Genomic DNA, 15,546 nt, shown 5'->3' on the forward strand with positions numbered 1-15,546 from the left:
CGCGAGTCACGCAGGAGGGCCGGGTTCGGCACCGGTCGGACCCAGGAGGTCCGGGAGGCTCAGTCCCGGGGCCGGGCGGGGTGCCGGTCGTCCGGGAGGCGCTCCCGCCGCCACCGTAGACTGAGCCGGCAACCCCCTCCCGGGCTCGGGAGGGGGCGTTCGTGATGTGCGCGCAGCCGAGGACCATGGAGGAGCAGACCGGTGAGTCTCGTCGGAGTGGCCCAGCTGGTGAACCGGGAGGCGACCCTCGCCGGTGCATACGACGACGCCCGCGACGGGCGGGTGCCCACCCTCGACCTGACCGGCCCGTCGGCGCTGCGACCCTTCGTGGTCAAGGGCCTGGTCGACGCCGGCCGGTCGGTGCTGGCCGTCGCCGCCACGGCGCGCGAGGCCGAGGACCTGGTCACCGCCCTCGGCGGCGTCATGGACCCGGCGAGCATCGCCTACTACCCCTCCTGGGAGACGCTGCCGCACGAGCGGCTCTCCCCGCGCAGCGACACCGTGGGTCGGCGGCTCGCGGTGCTGCGCCGGCTGGCCCACCCGGGGACCGCGGTCGGCAACGGCCCCCTCAGGGTCGTGGTCGCTCCGGTCCGCTCGCTGCTGCAGCCGCAGGTCAAGGGGCTCGCCGACCTGGAGCCGGTCGAGCTCGCCGTCGGTGACGAGGCCGACCTCGAGGACGTGGTCCGACGGCTCGCGGCGGCGGCGTACACCCGGGTCGACCTCGTCGAGCGGCGCGGCGAGTTCGCGGTGCGCGGCGGGCTGGTCGACATCTTCCCGCCCACCGACGAGCACCCGGTGCGCGTCGAGTTCTTCGGCGACGACGTCGAGGAGATCCGCACCTTCTCGGTGGCCGACCAGCGCACCCTCGAGGCCGTCGAGCGGCTCTGGGCGCCGCCCTGCCGCGAGCTGCTGCTCACCGACGAGGTACGACGTCGCGCCCGCGAGCTGGGCGAGCAGCACCCCGAGCTGCTCGAGATCACCGAGAAGATCGCCGAGGGCCACGCCGTGGAGGGCATGGAGTCCCTCGCCCCGGCGCTGGTCGACGACCTCGAGCTGCTCGTCGACCTGGTGCCGACCGGCACCCACGTCCTGGTGCTCGACCCTGAGCGCGTGCGCGCCCGCGCCCACGACCTGGTCGCCACGAGCGAGGAGTTCCTCCAGGCGTCCTGGGCCGCCGCTGCCTCGGGGGGCAGCGCGCCCGTCGACCTCGGCGCTGCGTCGTACCGCAGCCTCGGCGACGTCCGTGCCCACGCCCTCGGGCGCGGGCAGGCATGGTGGAGCGTCAGCCCCTTCGGCCTGGGGGAGGACTCGGGCGAGCCGGAGCCCGCGGTGACCCGGCAGCGGCTGCGGGACCTGACCGGCGAGGTCGTCGACGCGGGCGTGGACGTCGAGGCCGGCGCCACCCCGAGCCGCAGCGTCGCCATCCGTCCGTCCGCGACCTACCACGGCGACGTGGAGCGGGCCGTGGGCGACGTGCGCGCGTGGCTGGCGCTCGGCGGCCGGGCCGTCCTCGTGCACGAGGGGCACGGGCCCGCGGAGCGGATGGTGGAGCTGCTGCGCGAGCACGACGTCGCGGTGCGTTTCGCCGAGACCCTCCCCGAGGCGGACGCCGTCCCGGAGGGGATCGCCGTGGTGACCTGCGGGACGCTCTCCCACGGGCTGGTCGACGAGGCGCAGCGCCTCGCGGTCGTGACCGGCGAGGACCTGCTCGGCCAGCGCTCGTCCACCAAGGACATGCGCACGATGCCGGCTCGCCGCAAGAAGCAGATCGACCCGCTGGAGCTCAAGCCCGGCGACCACGTCGTCCACGACCAGCACGGGGTCGGCCGCTACGTGGAGATGAAGCAGCGCGTCGTGCAGGGCGCCACCCGGGAGTACCTCGTCCTCGAGTACGGCTCCTCGAAGCGCGGCGGCCCGCCGGACCGCCTCTACGTGCCCACCGACCAGCTCGACCAGGTCACCCGCTACGTCGGCGGCGACATGCCCAGCCTCGACCGGCTCGGCGGCGCCGACTGGGCCAAGCGCAAGGGCCGCGCCCGCAAGGCGGTGCGCCAGATCGCCGCCGAGCTCATCAAGCTGTACGCCGCCCGCCAGGCGACCCGCGGCCACCGGTTCGGGCCGGACTCGCCCTGGCAGCGCGAGCTCGAGGACGCGTTCCCCTTCGTGGAGACCGTCGACCAGCTGAGCACCGTCGACGAGGTCAAGGCCGACATGGAGCGCGAGATGCCCATGGACCGGCTGGTCTGCGGCGACGTCGGCTACGGCAAGACCGAGATCGCGGTGCGTGCCGCCTTCAAGGCCGTGCAGGACGGCAAGCAGGTGGCCGTGCTCGTGCCCACCACCCTGCTGGTCACCCAGCACCTGTCGACCTTCGCGGAGCGGATGGCCGCCTTCCCCGTGGTCCTCAAGGGCCTCAGCCGCTTCCAGACCGACAAGGAGTCGGCCGAGGTGCTGGCCGGCGTCGCCGACGGCACCGTCGACATCGTCATCGGCACCCACCGCCTGCTCAACCCGGACATGCGCTTCAAGGACCTCGGGCTCGTCATCGTCGACGAGGAGCAGCGCTTCGGCGTCGAGCACAAGGAGCAGCTCAAGCAGATGCGCACCGCGGTCGACGTGCTCGCGATGTCGGCCACCCCGATCCCGCGCACGCTGGAGATGGCGATCACCGGGATCCGGGAGATGTCGACCATCACCACCCCGCCGGAGGAGCGTCACCCGGTGCTGTCCTACGTCGGGGCCTACGAGGACCGTCAGGTGGTGGCCGCCGTACGTCGCGAGCTGCTGCGCGAGGGTCAGGTCTTCTTCATCCACAACCGGGTCAGCTCCATCGAGCGGGCTGCCGCGCGGATCCGCGAGCTCGTGCCCGAGGCCCGCGTGACCACCGCCCACGGCCAGATGGGGGAGCACCAGCTCGAGCGGGTGATGCTCGACTTCTGGGAGAAGCGCTTCGACGTCCTGGTGTGCACCACGATCGTCGAGTCCGGCCTCGACGTCTCCAACGCCAACACCATGATCGTGGAGCGGGCCGACACCCTCGGCCTCTCCCAGCTGCACCAGCTGCGCGGGCGGGTGGGACGTGGCCGCGAGCGGGCCTACGCCTACTTCCTCTTCCCGCCCGACAAGCCGCTGACCGAGACCGCGCACGAGCGGCTGGCGACGCTGGCCCAGCACTCCGACCTCGGCGGCGGCATGGCCATCGCCATGAAGGACCTCGAGATCCGCGGGGCCGGCAACCTCCTCGGCGGGGAGCAGTCCGGCCACATCGCCGACGTCGGCTTCGACCTCTACGTCCGCCTCGTCGGCGAGGCCGTCAGCGAGTTCAAGGGCGACGGCCCGCCGGAGCAGACCGAGATGAAGATCGAGCTGCCCGTCGACGCCCACCTCCCGCACGACTACGTCGCCAGCGAGCGGCTGCGGCTGGAGATGTACAAGCGGCTGGCCGAGGTGCGCCACGACGAGGACGTCGCCCTGCTGCGCGAGGAGCTCGTCGACCGGTACGGCGAGCCGCCGGAGGCCGTGCGCAGCCTCCTGGAGGTCGCGCTGCTGCGGGCCCGGGCCCGTCAGGCGGGCCTGACCGACATCACGATCCAGGGCAGCTACGTGCGCTTCGCCCCGGTCGAGCTGCCGGAGTCGGGGGCGCTGAGGGTGTCACGGCTCTATCCGCGCACCCTGGTCAAGCCGCAGGTCAGTACCATCTTGGTGCCCAGGCCCTCCACGGCCGTCGTGGCGGGTCAGCCGATCCGCGGCGAGGCGCTGCTGACCTGGGTGCGCGAGGTGATCGACTTGGTGCTCGACCGGCCGGCGGTGAGCACCCCCGCGTGACGTCCGACCCCGCTCGACCCGACAGACCGGCTGCCCGTCCCGCTAGGAGCGTCCCTGTGCCCACCCTGCTCGCGTCCCGCCGCACCCCCCACCCCGGTCGTGCCGGCCGGGTCGCCGCCGCCGGACTCACGGCGCTGGCCCTGACGACGCTGACCGCCTGCTCGGGCCCCGGGCCGGGCGTCGCCGCGGAGGTCGACGGCACCACGATCACCACCGAGCAGGTCGACGACTTCGCGCTGCTGCTGTGCAGCCTCGGGGGCGTGCCCGGCGGCGAGGGGGCGGCCACCAAGTCGGCGCGTCAGCAGGCGCTGACCCTGCTCATCGGCAACGTCGCGGCGTTCGAGATCATCGACGAGGACGCCCTCGACCCTGCGGCGGTCGAGCAGGCCGTGGCGCAGAACGAGCAGGCTCGCGCCGGCGTGCCGGAGAGCCAGGTGGCGACCTTCGACGCCTTCGTGGAGGACTTCTCCCGCGCCCAGATCGGGCTGGTCGAGATCGGCACGGACGCGCTGGCCGAGCAGGGGCAGGACCCGGCTGCGATCACCCAGGAGGCCGCCTTCGCCGAGGGGCAGCGCCTGCGCCAGGAGGTGCTGGCCGACGCCGACATCGAGCTCGACCCACGCTTCGGCTCCGTCACCGACGGCGTGGTCGGCCCACGCTCCGAGCAGCTCTCGGTCCCGGTCTCGGACCTCGCGGTCGAGGGCAGCTCCGCGGAGCCGTCGGAGACGCTCGGCGGCCTGCTGCCGGCCTCGCAGACCTGCAGCTGACCCGTGGCGAGCACGCCGGACGACGGGGCGCCCCCGGGGTCGCGCCTGCTCGAGCTGGTCGAGGTCATGGACCGGCTGCGCACCGGCTGCCCCTGGGACCGCGAGCAGACGCACCGGTCGCTGGCGACGTACCTGCTCGAGGAGACCTACGAGACCCTCGAGGCGATCGACACCTGGGCCGCGACGGGCCAGGACCGCGACCTCGCCGAGGAGCTCGGCGACCTGCTGCTGCAGGTCGTCTTCCACGCCCGCGTCGCCTCCGAGCGCCGGGGTGACGGGTCGGGCTTCGACATCGACGACGTCGCGGGCGGCATCGTGGACAAGCTGGTGCACCGCCACCCGCACGTCTTCGCCGGCCTCGAGGTGGCCGACGCCGACGAGGTCGACCGCAACTGGCAGCGGTTGAAGGCCGCGGAGAAGCAGCGCTCGCACGTCCTCGACGGCGTCCCGCTCGCGCTGCCCGCGCTCTCGCTCGCCGACAAGGTGCTGGGGCGGCTCGCGCGTGCCGGCCAGGCGCCCCGACCGGTCGACCCGGGCATCGGCGCCGAGCTGCTGGCGCTCGTGGCCCGTGCCCGCGAGGCCGGGGTGGACCCGGAGCAGGCGCTCCGCGACGCCGTGCGGCAGGCCGCCCCGCCCCCGGGCGAGCCGGACCGGTCCGGGCCACCCGCGCGGGTCTAGGCTGGGCCGCGACGCCTCGGCGTCGACACCGACCCACCGACCCGACCGCACGGGAGCAGACACGTGGCAGCGATCGAAGCCGTAGGAGCACGCGAGATCCTCGACTCGCGGGGCAACCCGACCGTCGAGGTGGAGGTCGCCCTGAGCGACGGCACCATCAGCCGCGCCGCGGTGCCCTCGGGCGCCTCGACCGGCGCCTTCGAGGCGGTGGAGCTGCGCGACGGCGGCGACCGGTACGCCGGCAAGGGCGTCACCAAGGCGGTCGGCGCCGTGCTCGAGACGATCGCTCCGGCCCTCGTCGGCCTCGAGGCGTCCGAGCAGCGGCTGGTCGACCAGACCCTGCTCGACCTCGACGGCACCGACAACAAGGCCACCCTGGGCGCCAACGCCATCCTGGGGGTCTCGCTGGCCGTCGCCCGGGCGGCAGCCGACTCCGCGGACCTGCCGCTGTTCCGCTACGTCGGCGGACCCAACGCGCACGTCCTGCCGGTGCCGATGATGAACATCCTCAACGGCGGCGCCCACGCCGACACCGGGGTGGACGTCCAGGAGTTCATGGTGGCCCCGATCGGCGCCTCGACCTTCCGCGAGGCGCTGGAGCAGGGCGCAGCGGTCTACCACGCCCTCAAGGCCGTGCTCAAGGAGAAGGGCTTCGCCACCGGGCTGGGCGACGAGGGCGGCTTCGCCCCCGACCTGGCCAGCAACCGCGCGGCCCTGGACCTCATCGCCGAGGCGGTCGGCAAGACCGGCCTCACCCTGGGCGACGACGTCGTGCTGGCGCTCGACGTGGCCGCCACCGAGTTCTGCGAGAACGGCACCTACACCTTCGAGGGCCAGAGCCGCAGCGCCTCGGACATGCAGGCCTACTACGCCGAGCTCGTCGACGCCTACCCGATCGTCTCCATCGAGGACCCCCTCGACGAGGAGGACTGGGAGGGCTGGGCCTCGATGACCTCCGCCCTGGGCGACCGCATCCAGCTCGTCGGCGACGACCTCTTCGTGACCAACGTGCAGCGCCTGCAGCGCGGCATCACCGAGCGCTCGGCCAACGCCCTGCTCGTCAAGGTCAACCAGATCGGCTCGCTGACCGAGACCCTGGACTCGGTGGACCTGGCCCACCGCAGCGGGTTCCGCTGCATGATGAGCCACCGCTCGGGCGAGACCGAGGACACCACCATCGCCGACCTCGCGGTGGCGACGAACTGCGGCCAGATCAAGACCGGCGCCCCCGCGCGCTCGGAGCGGGTCGCGAAGTACAACCAGCTGCTCCGCATCGAGGAGGAGCTCGACGACGCCGCCCGCTACGCCGGTCGCGGCGCCTTCCCGCGCTTCTCGGTCTGAGACCGCCCACCCGCCGACCCTGAGAGCGAGCCGACCGGTGCCCCAGCAGCGACGAGGAGGACACGCCTCCCGCGGACCGCGGGACCGCGTGACCGACGCGCGCAGTGCCCGGCGCACCCCGGGCGGCCGCGTGCCCCGTCGCCCCGACCGTCCCGGGCGCTCCGCCGGCCGGGGGGAGGCGGCAGGGTCCGGTCCGGGCCACGGGGCCGCCACCCTGCGGAACCGTCCGCGCTTCACCGGTCGCGCCCTGGTGGTGCTGCTGGTGCTGGCGGCGCTGGTGGCCTCCTACGCCTCCAGCCTGGGCGCCTACCTCGACCAGCGTCGTCACGTGGCGTCGCTGCACGAGCAGATCGAGAGCTCCGAGGCCGCGATCTCCGACCTGCGGCGCGAGAAGGAGCGGTGGCGGGACGACGCGTACGTCGTCGCGCAGGCCCGTGCCCGCTTCGCCTTCGGGTTCCCCGGTGAGATCGGCTACCAGGTGCTTGACGAGGACGGCCGGCCGCTCGGCCACGAGGACTCCCTGCCCGAGCCCGTCGAGACGGTGCCCGACGAGCCGGAGTGGTGGGAGACCACCCTCGAGTCCGTCGCGGTGGCCGGCGACCCGCCCCCGGCCCGGGACTCCGGCCCCGTCGAGGACATCACGACGCCGCCCGACCTGAGGACCCCGACCGAGTGAGCGACGCCCCCGACACCTTCGGGCCCGAGGACGAGGCGTCGGTGACCGCCCAGCTCGGACGTACGCCGCGCGGCGTGGTCCGCGTCGGCCACCGGTGCCCGTGCGGCAACCCCGACGTGGTGACGACCGAGCCCCGGTTGCCGGACGGCACCCCGTTCCCGACGACGTTCTACCTGACCTGCCCGCGCGCAGCGTCGCGGATCGGGTCGCTGGAGGGCGGGGGAGTGATGGCGGAGATGACCGAGCGGCTCGCCCACGACGCCGACCTCGCGGCGGCGTACCGGGGTGCGCACGAGCGCTACCTCGCCGAGCGCGAGGCCATCGCCCACGTGCCCGAGATCGCCGGCGTCTCCGCCGGCGGCATGCCCGACCGGGTCAAGTGCCTGCACGTGCTGGCCGCCCAGTCGCTGGTCCAGGGCCCGGGCGTGAACCCGCTCGGCGACGAGGTGCTGGCCGAGCTCGGGGAGTTCTGGGCGACCGGCCCCTGCGTGGACCCGGGCGCCGAGCCCGGCACCGGCTCGGGCGCCGGGGCGTGAGCTCCCGCCGGGTCGCCGCGGTCGACTGCGGCACCAACACCGTCAAGCTGCTGGTCGCCGACCTCGACGCCGAGAGCGGCGAGGAGCGCGAGCTGGTCCGCGAGAGCCGGATGGTGCGCCTCGGCCAGGGGGTCGACGAGAGCGGACGGCTGGCCGACGAGGCGCTCGAGCGGCTCTTCGAGGCGGTCGACGCCTACGCCGCGACGGTCGCCGAGCACGACGTCGAGACGCTGCGGTTCTGCGCCACCTCCGCGGCCCGGGACGCCTCGAACGCCGACGTCTTCACCGCCGGGGTGCGCGAGCGCCTCGGCGTGGAGCCCGAGGTCATCGCCGGTGCCGAGGAGGCCCGGCTCTCCTACGACGGCGCCACCCGCGGCCTCCCGGACGTCGTCGCGCCGCTGCTCGTCGTCGACATCGGGGGAGGGTCCACCGAGCTCGTGCTGGGCGACGCCCACGGCTCGGTGCGCGCCGGGCACTCCCTCGACATCGGCTCGGTGCGGCTCACCGAGCGCTGCCTGCCCGGCGACCCGCCGGGTGCCGACGAGGTGGCTCGGGCCGTCGAGGTCATCGACGCCGCCCTCGACGAGCTCCCCGGCCACGGGGTCGACCTCGCCGACGCCCGGAGCCTGGTGGTGGTCAGCGGCACCGGCCTCACGGTGGCCGCGTCCGCGCTGGACCTGCCGGACCTCGACCGCACCGAGCTGCACCGGGCCACGGTCTCCGCCGAGGCCGCGCGCGCCGCAGTGGCCAGCCTCGTGGCGATGCCGGTGGCCGAGCGGCGGACGCTGGGCTACATGCAGCCCGGCCGTGCCGACGTCATCGGTGCCGGCGCCCTCATCCTCGACCGGGTCCTCGAGCGCACGCCGGTCACCGAGCTCCGGGTGTCCATCAGCGACATCCTCGACGGCATCGCCTGGTCGTGCCTCGAGCCCGGGCGCGAGCGGCGCGGCCCGTCGCGGCGATGACCCCGACGACGCTGCCGCACCCGCTCACCGGCGCCGCCCACCCCTCGCCGGTGCCGCCGGGCACCGGCTGGCCCGACGACCCCGCCGACCCCGCGACGCCCACGGCCCACGGTCCCGAGGACGTGGTCTCGCTCGCCGAGGGGGCCACCCTCGCCGAGGTCGGGGCCCGCGTCAGCGTGTGCCGGGCGTGCCCGCGCCTGGTCACCTGGCGCGAGGACGTCGCGGTGGCCAAGCGGGCGGCGTACGCCGAGGAGCCCTACTGGGGCCGGCCGATCGCGGGCTGGGGCGACCCGGCGGCGCGGGTGCTCGTCGTCGGGCTCGCCCCGGCCGCCCACGGCGGCAACCGCACCGGGCGCATCTTCACCGGTGACCGCTCCGGCGACTGGCTCTTCGCGTCCCTGCACCGCGCCGGGCTCGCGCGCACCGCCACCAGCGTCCACGCCGGCGACGGCCAGGAGCTGCTGGGCACCCGGATGGTCGCGGCCGTGCGCTGCGCCCCGCCGGACAACAAGCCGAGCACGGCCGAGCGGGACACCTGCGCGCCGTGGCTGCACCGGGAGCTCACCCTGCTCGCGCCCACCGCGCGCGTGGTGCTGTGCCTGGGCTCCTTCGGCTGGGCCGCCGCCCTGCGCGCCCTCGCCGCGATCGGGTACGTCGTGCCGCGTCCGCGCCCGCGCTTCGGCCACGGGGCGGAGGTCGTCCTCGAGCCCGGCCCCGGACGGCCCGACCTGGCGCCGCTCGTGCTGCTCGGCAGCTACCACCCCAGCCAGCAGAACACCTTCACCGGGCGGCTGACCGCCGAGATGCTCGACGCCGTCACCCGCCGGGCGGCCGAGCTCGGCCGCGACGGGTAGCCGAGCCCGCCCCGGGCGACCTGGCAGACTCCCGCCCGTGACCCTCCACGCCATCACCGTCATCGGCCACGACCGGCCCGGGATCATCGCCGAGACCACCGCCGCGCTCGGCGACCTGGGACTGAACCTCGAGGACTCCACGATGACCCTGCTGCGCGGCCACTTCGCGATGATGCTGGTCTGCCGCGGCGAGGCCGACCAGGCCGCCGTCGAGGCCGGGCTGGCGGGCCTCACGGCCGACGGCACCCTCGACGTCTCGGTGCGCGCGGTGCCCGACGAGGCCCCCGCCGGACCGGTCCGGGCGTCCTACGTGCTCACCGTCCACGGGGCCGACCGGATCGGGATCGTCAGCTCGGTGGTCGGGCGGGTGGCCGAGGTGGGCGGCAACGTCACCGACCTCACGACCCGGCTGGCCGGTGGGCTCTACCTGCTGGTGGCCGAGGTCGACCTGCCCGACGGGGTCGACGCCGACGCCCTCACGGAGGCCCTGCGCAGCACCGCCGGCGACCTCGGCGTCGAGGCGACCCTGCGGGAGCTGGAGAGCGACGACCTGTGACCGACGCCGTTCCCGACCCCGCCCAGCGGCCCGTCGGGCTGCTCGACGACGTCGTGGCGCGCTGGCACGAGACCGACCTGGGGGTCGAGGGCCGCGTGCTCGACGTCGTCACCGCCCCGGCGGCCGTGCTGTCGGGCACCGGGGCCGAGGTCGACCCCACGGCCCCCGAGACCGTGCGGCTCGCGGCCGACCTGGTCGCCACCATGCGGGTCTCGCCCGGCTGCGTCGGCCTGGCCGCCCCGCAGGTGGGAGTCGGGGCCCGGGTGTTCTGCGTCGACGTCAGCGACCACCCGAAGACGCGCACCCACCACGGCACCTTCGTGCTCTGCAACGCCGAGGTCGTCGGGTCCTCCCGCAACGAGAAGGCGCGCGAGGGCTGCATGTCCGTGCCGGACCTCACCGGCGACGTCAAGAGGGCCTCCCGGGTCGTGGTGCGCGGGCGCCTGCCCGGGACGGGGGAGGAGGTCGAGGTGGCCGCGGAGGCCTTCGAGGCCCGGGCCCTGCAGCACGAGATCGACCACTGCGCCGGGCTGCTCTTCCTCGACCGGGTGGCCGGCGCGCACGCGGTGCACCCCCGCAAGACGTACCTTTAGCCCCAGCACGTGGCCCGGCTGGTCGCGGCCCCCGTAGCCCAACGGCAGAGGCAGAGGTCTTAAAAACCTCGCAGTGTGGGTTCGACCCCCACCGGGGGCACCACCCGGCGGGTCCGGCGACGGATCCGGCCTGGGAGGATGCCCGGCATGCCTGACCTGATGACGCGCTGGGGGCGCGAGCTCGACGTCGACCACGTGCTCGCCGAGCACCCCCGGCCGCAGCTGGTCCGCGACAGCCACCTCAACCTCAACGGTCGGTGGGAGCACGCGTTCACCGCCGAGGACGCACCGGCCCCGTCGACGTACGACGGACCGATCGTGGTGCCGTTCTCGCCGGAGGCGCCGCTGTCCGGCGTCGGTCGTCAGCTGCAGCCCGACGAGCGGCTCTGGTACCGCCGCACCGTCACGCTGCCCGACGGCTTCGTGCGCGACCGGGTGCTGCTGCACTTCGGCGCCGTCGACCAGACCTGCACGGTGTGGCTCAACGACGTCGAGGTCGGGGGCAACGAGGGCGGCTACTGGGCCTTCACCCTCGACGTCACCGAGGCGCTGCGGCCCGGCGAGAACACGCTCGTCGTCGCGGTGCGCGACCTGTCCGACGGCCACCAGCACGCCTCGGGCAAGCAGCGGCTGCAGCGCGGCAACATCTGGTACACCGCGCAGTCGGGGATCTGGCAGACGGTCTGGATGGAGTCGGTGCCGGCGACCTGGGTGGACCGGCTCACCCTCACCCCGCACCTGGCGGACGGCGAGCTCGAGATCACCGTCCACGCCGCCGGCACCACGGCCGCCGACGGCGGGCCGGCCACGGCCCGGGTGGAGGTGGCCGGACGCGAGGTCGAGGTCGCGGTGGGGGAGCCGACCCGCATCGGGATCGACGACGTGCGCCCGTGGTCGCCCGAGGACCCCCACCTGTACGACGTCGCGGTCACCCTCGGCGCCGACCACGTGACGTCGTACGCCGGGATGCGCAGCGTCGGGATCACGACCGACGCCGACGGCACGCCGCGGATCACCCTCAACGGCGAGCCCTACCTCCACCTCGGCGTGCTCGACCAGGGCTACTGGCCCGACGGGCTCATGACCGCGCCGTCGGACGCGGCGCTCGTGCACGACGTCGAGACGATGAAGCGGCTGGGCTTCACCATGCTGCGCAAGCACATCAAGGTCGAGTCGATGCGGTTCTACCACCACTGCGACCGCCTGGGGATGCTCGTGTGGCAGGACGCGGTCAACGGCGGGGCGCCGTACCGTCGGCGCGCGGTCGCCAACGCCAAGCCGCGCCACTTCGACGACACGGTGCGCCGGCGCCCGCTCGGGCGCGAGGACGCGGCCGGGCGCGCGCTGTTCGAGCGCGAGCTGGCCCGCACGATCGACCAGCTGCACGACGTCGTGTCGATCGTGGTCTGGGTGCCGTTCAACGAGGGGTGGGGGCAGTTCGACGCCGCCCGCATCGCCGAGGAGACCGCCACGCGTGACCCCAGCCGGCTCGTGGACCATGCCAGCGGCTGGCACGACCAGGGTGCCGGCGACCTCTGGAGCCTGCACGTCTACCAGCAGGAGGTCGCGGTGCCGTCGCGGCCGTCGGCGGAGCGGCGGGCCTTCGTGCTCTCGGAGTACGGCGGGGTGTCGCTGCTGGTGCCGGGCCACGCCTTCGACGAGACCCGGACCTTCGGGCACGGCACCAGCCGGACCGAGGAGGCCTGGTTGGAGTCGTTCACCCGCCTGCACGACGACCAGATCGCGACCGCGGTGCGCCAGGGGCTCGCCGCGACCGTCTACACCCAGCTGTCCGACGTCGAGGACGAGGTCAACGGCCTGCTGACCTACGACCGCGAGACCTCCAAGGCTCCCGAGGCGGCGGTCCGGGCGGCGGTGGACGCGGTCCGCGCGGCGTACGACGACGCGCGCGGCTGAGCGCCCCAGGCGCGCGTCCCGGCGAGCACACCCTTGTGGAGGTTTCCCCGGAACATCACCGTTTCCGGTTCCGCCCGTGGACGGTTCGTGACAACGTGCGGCGGATGAACGCTCTCTCGGACCGCGCCCTCGTCTTCGCCCTCGCCGACGCCACCGAGCTGGTGGACCCCGAGCTGTGCAGTGAGCTGCGCCAGGCCGGGGCGACGACGTTGCAGGTCAACGTGTGCGACGTCGCGGTGCGGGCCGGGTTTCGGCTGGCGACCCTGGAGCCGCCCGTCGACGCCGTGGTGACGATGACGGGGGAGGTCGACGTCGAGCGCGCCCGCGAGGTGCTGGCGGCGCGCTCCCGCGTCCACGGGGCGTGGTGGACCGAGGTGGAGGTGCCCCTCGAGCCCGCCGAGACCCCGCAGGGCCAGCGGTTGGAGGCCCTGGCCCAGGTGGCCCTGCTGCGCCGTCCGGGGGCGATGGACGAGGAGCAGTGGCTGCACGTGTGGAAGGCCGAGCACACCCCCGTGGCGCTCGAGACCCAGGCGTCCACCGGCTACGTCCAGCACCGCGTCCTCGAGCCGGCGCTGCCGGGCAGCCCCGAGATCGCTGCGGTCGTGGAGGAGCACTTCCCCGTGGAGGCGGTCTCCGACCCGCACGCCTTCTACGGCAGCGGCGGCGACCAGGACGAGCTGGACCGCCGGATGACCACGATGGTCGCCTCCGTGCAGCGCTTCGGTGCCGACAAGGACCTCGACGTGGTGCCGACCAGCCGCTACCGCTGGGTGTTCCCCTCGCCCGACGAGCTCACATCGAGGCCTTGAGCCGCTTCTTCTCGGCCTCGACGTCGAAGTCGGGGGCCGGCCACTCCAGGTCGAGCCCGCGCAGCGTCTCCAGCAGCACCTGCGCCACGGCGAGCTTGCGGTACCACTTCCGGTGCGCCGGTACGACGAGCCAGGGCGCGACCGAGGTGTTGGTGCGCTCCAGGGCGATCTCGTAGGCCTCCTGGTAGGCGTCCCAGTGCTCGCGCTCGTCGATGTCTGCGGGGTTGTACTTCCAGTACTTCGTGGGGTCCTCGAGGCGGGCCATCAGGCGCTCGGCCTGCCGCTCCTTCGTGGCGTGCAGCATCACCTTGACGATCGTGACGCCGGACTCGACGAGCCCGGCCTCGAAGTCGTTGATGGCGCCGTAGCGGCGCTCGATCTCCTCCGGCTTGGCGAAGCCGTGCACCCGCGCGATCAGCACGTCCTCGTAGTGGGAGCGGTCGAAGACCCCGATCTTGCCCGGGCCCGGCAGCCGCTTCTCGATGCGCCACAGGAAGTCGTGGCGCTTCTCGGCCTTCGTCGGCGCCTTGAACGAGGCGATGTCCAGGCCCTGGGGCTCCATCAGCCCGGCGGCGTCGCGCACGATCCCGCCCTTGCCGGTGGTGTCCATGCCCTGCAGCACCAGCAGCACGCGCCGCTGGTCGCCCTCGATGCCGCGGGCGTAGAGCCGCTCCTGGAGGTCGGCCAGCTCGACACCGACCTCGAACAACGCCTCCTTGGCCGCCGCCTTGTCGTCGGAGGACGTGCCCGGCCACTCGGGGGTCGCCTTGGTGTCGATCGTGCTGAGGTCGACGGGACCGGGGTGGAGGCGCAGAGCCTCGGTGAATGCCATCGCCTCACCTTGTCACAGGCCGTCACGGGCCGGCGGCGCGTTGCGCGCGCTTTCAGCCTGGCTTCAGGTCCGGCCCCTACAGTGAAGAGGCAACCCGGGTGTCCTCATCGTCGCCCGGGTCCCGCCGCAGCCATCCGTCGAGGAGTGATGATGCACAGCAGCAACCCCGTGTTCCGCCGGTCCGAGGGCTTCAACGGCCAGCCGTCGACGACCAGCCAGAGCGGCGTCAGCTACCCCGCCCAGGGCTCGTCGACCTCCGGCACGGGCACCCAGCAGGCGCCCTCGTGGAACGGCGCCCCCGCGCCCCAGTACGGCGGCCAGTACGGCCAGCCGGGTGGTCAGTACGGCGACCAGTACGCGACCCCCTACGGCGTCCAGCCCGACCAGGGCCGGATGACCATCGACACCGTCGTGCAGAAGACCGGCCTGACGCTCGGCGTCGTGGCCGTCGTCGCGGCCGCGACCTGGATGCTCACCGGCGACTTCAGCACCGCCACGCCGCTGGAGCAGGAGCGCATCGCCTCCAACCTCTACCTGCTGTCGATGGTGGGTGCCTTCGTCGGCTTCGGCCTGGCGATGGTCAACTCCTTCAAGCGGGTGGTCAGCCCCGCTCTCGTCCTGGCCTACGCGGTCTTCGAGGGCATCTTCCTCGGTGCCTTCAGCAAGGTCATCGAGGCCACCTTCGGCGACGCCAACGGCATGCCGGGCCTGGTGATCGGTGCGGTCATCGGCACCGCCGGTGCGGTCGTCGGAACGCTGGCGGCGTACAAGTTCTTCGACATCAAGGTGAGCAGCAAGTTCCGCACCTGGGTGGTGGCGGCGGGCTTCGGCTTCGTGGCCGTCTCGCTGCTCGACGTCGTCCTGCGCCTGTTCAACGCCGACATCGGCTTCAACGGCTTCGGCACCATGGGCCTGATCTCCAGCTTCATCGGCCTCGGCCTCGGCGTGCTGTTCCTGATCCTCGACTTCGACTTCGTCGAGCGGGGCATCGCCGCCGGTCTGCCGGAGCGCGAGTCCTGGCGGGCCGCCTTCGGCCTCACCGTCACCATCATCTGGATCTACATCGAGATGCTGCGGATCCTGGCGATCCTGCGCGGCAACGACTGACCCACCGCGCGACCTCGACCGCGCACCCACCAGACGGCCTGCTCGGCCCGAGAGCCCCCCGGAGTGACCCGGGGGGCTCTCGTTCGTTCT

At 73.8% G+C, this 15,546-nt stretch carries 14 protein-coding genes and 1 tRNA gene; 14 read left to right on the forward strand and 1 reads right to left on the reverse strand.

Annotation, left to right across the window (positions count from 1 at the left end):
* Positions 1 to 201: 201 nt before the first annotated feature.
* The 13 genes from mfd to G7072_RS02735 all read left to right on the forward strand — a co-directional run bounded on the left by mfd (position 202) and on the right by G7072_RS02735 (position 13,517).
* Positions 202 to 3,825, forward strand: a complete 3,624-nt coding sequence (gene mfd, locus G7072_RS02675) for a transcription-repair coupling factor (RefSeq protein ID WP_166084106.1) — start codon at positions 202 to 204, stop codon at positions 3,823 to 3,825.
* Between the two features lie 56 nt (positions 3,826 to 3,881).
* Positions 3,882 to 4,592, forward strand: coding sequence for a hypothetical protein (locus tag G7072_RS02680; protein ID WP_166084107.1), 711 nt, complete (start codon positions 3,882 to 3,884; stop codon positions 4,590 to 4,592).
* Between the two features lie 66 nt (positions 4,593 to 4,658).
* Positions 4,659 to 5,270 carry a MazG family protein gene (locus tag G7072_RS02685; protein ID WP_166089568.1) on the forward strand — a complete coding sequence of 204 codons (612 nt, stop codon included), beginning with the start codon at positions 4,659 to 4,661 and terminating at the stop codon, positions 5,268 to 5,270.
* Between the two features lie 63 nt (positions 5,271 to 5,333).
* On the forward strand, positions 5,334 to 6,611 hold the full coding sequence (gene eno, locus G7072_RS02690; RefSeq protein ID WP_166084108.1) for a phosphopyruvate hydratase: 1,278 nt from the start codon (positions 5,334 to 5,336) through the stop codon (positions 6,609 to 6,611).
* Between the two features lie 88 nt (positions 6,612 to 6,699).
* A complete protein-coding gene (locus G7072_RS02695) occupies positions 6,700 to 7,287 on the forward strand; it encodes a septum formation initiator family protein (RefSeq protein ID WP_166084109.1) in 588 nt (195 codons plus the stop codon).
* Positions 7,284 to 7,823: a DUF501 domain-containing protein gene (locus G7072_RS02700; RefSeq protein ID WP_166084111.1), complete on the forward strand. Its 540-nt coding sequence runs from the start codon at positions 7,284 to 7,286 to the stop codon at positions 7,821 to 7,823. The genes G7072_RS02695 and G7072_RS02700 overlap by 4 nt, the downstream gene beginning before the upstream one ends.
* Complete coding sequence (locus G7072_RS02705; protein ID WP_166084113.1) at positions 7,820 to 8,788, forward strand: exopolyphosphatase; 969 nt, start codon at positions 7,820 to 7,822, stop codon at positions 8,786 to 8,788. The genes G7072_RS02700 and G7072_RS02705 overlap by 4 nt, the downstream gene beginning before the upstream one ends.
* A complete protein-coding gene (locus G7072_RS02710) occupies positions 8,785 to 9,642 on the forward strand; it encodes a uracil-DNA glycosylase (protein WP_166084114.1) in 858 nt (285 codons plus the stop codon). Before G7072_RS02705 ends, G7072_RS02710 begins: the two co-directional genes overlap by 4 nt.
* A gap of 37 nt (positions 9,643 to 9,679) precedes the next feature.
* Complete coding sequence (locus tag G7072_RS02715; RefSeq protein ID WP_166084115.1) at positions 9,680 to 10,198, forward strand: ACT domain-containing protein; 519 nt, start codon at positions 9,680 to 9,682, stop codon at positions 10,196 to 10,198.
* Positions 10,195 to 10,791 (forward strand): peptide deformylase, encoded by a 597-nt coding sequence (locus G7072_RS02720; RefSeq protein ID WP_240917114.1) that lies wholly within the window; start codon positions 10,195 to 10,197, stop codon positions 10,789 to 10,791. The genes G7072_RS02715 and G7072_RS02720 overlap by 4 nt, the downstream gene beginning before the upstream one ends.
* 27 nt (positions 10,792 to 10,818) lie before the next feature.
* Positions 10,819 to 10,894, forward strand: a tRNA-Leu gene (locus G7072_RS02725).
* A gap of 44 nt (positions 10,895 to 10,938) precedes the next feature.
* Positions 10,939 to 12,708, forward strand: a complete 1,770-nt coding sequence (locus G7072_RS02730) for a sugar-binding domain-containing protein (RefSeq protein ID WP_166084116.1) — start codon at positions 10,939 to 10,941, stop codon at positions 12,706 to 12,708.
* Positions 12,709 to 12,812: 104 nt separating this feature from the next.
* Positions 12,813 to 13,517 carry a hypothetical protein gene (locus G7072_RS02735; protein WP_166084117.1) on the forward strand — a complete coding sequence of 235 codons (705 nt, stop codon included), beginning with the start codon at positions 12,813 to 12,815 and terminating at the stop codon, positions 13,515 to 13,517.
* Here G7072_RS02735 and G7072_RS02740 read toward each other — a convergent pair.
* Positions 13,501 to 14,349, reverse strand: coding sequence for a PPK2 family polyphosphate kinase (locus G7072_RS02740; protein WP_166084118.1), 849 nt, complete (start codon positions 14,347 to 14,349; stop codon positions 13,501 to 13,503). The two genes, G7072_RS02735 and G7072_RS02740, sit on opposite strands and share 17 nt — an antisense overlap.
* A 150-nt stretch (positions 14,350 to 14,499) precedes the next feature.
* Between G7072_RS02740 and G7072_RS02745 the strand changes: the two genes are divergently transcribed.
* The gene (locus G7072_RS02745) at positions 14,500 to 15,456 is read left to right on the forward strand and encodes a Bax inhibitor-1/YccA family protein (protein WP_166084119.1); all 957 of its coding nucleotides are present in this window, start codon (positions 14,500 to 14,502) and stop codon (positions 15,454 to 15,456) included.
* The last annotated feature ends 90 nt before the right edge of the window (positions 15,457 to 15,546 follow it).

The organism is Nocardioides sp. HDW12B (assembly GCF_011299595.1).
Lineage (GTDB): Bacteria > Actinomycetota > Actinomycetes > Propionibacteriales > Nocardioidaceae > Marmoricola_A.

Bases quoted from the DNA above. Each gene is read 5' to 3' on its own strand.
- G7072_RS02685 (WP_166089568.1), top strand. From the start codon at position 4,659: ATGGACCGGCTGCGCACCGGCTGCCCCTGGGACCGCGAGCAGACGCAC.
- G7072_RS02710 (WP_166084114.1), top strand. From the start codon at position 8,785: ATGACCCCGACGACGCTGCCGCACCCGCTCACCGGCGCCGCCCACCCC.
- G7072_RS02730 (WP_166084116.1), top strand. From the start codon at position 10,939: ATGCCTGACCTGATGACGCGCTGGGGGCGCGAGCTCGACGTCGACCAC.
- G7072_RS02735 (WP_166084117.1), top strand. From the start codon at position 12,813: ATGAACGCTCTCTCGGACCGCGCCCTCGTCTTCGCCCTCGCCGACGCC.
- G7072_RS02740 (WP_166084118.1), bottom strand. From the start codon at position 14,349: ATGGCATTCACCGAGGCTCTGCGCCTCCACCCCGGTCCCGTCGACCTC.
- G7072_RS02745 (WP_166084119.1), top strand. From the start codon at position 14,500: ATGCACAGCAGCAACCCCGTGTTCCGCCGGTCCGAGGGCTTCAACGGC.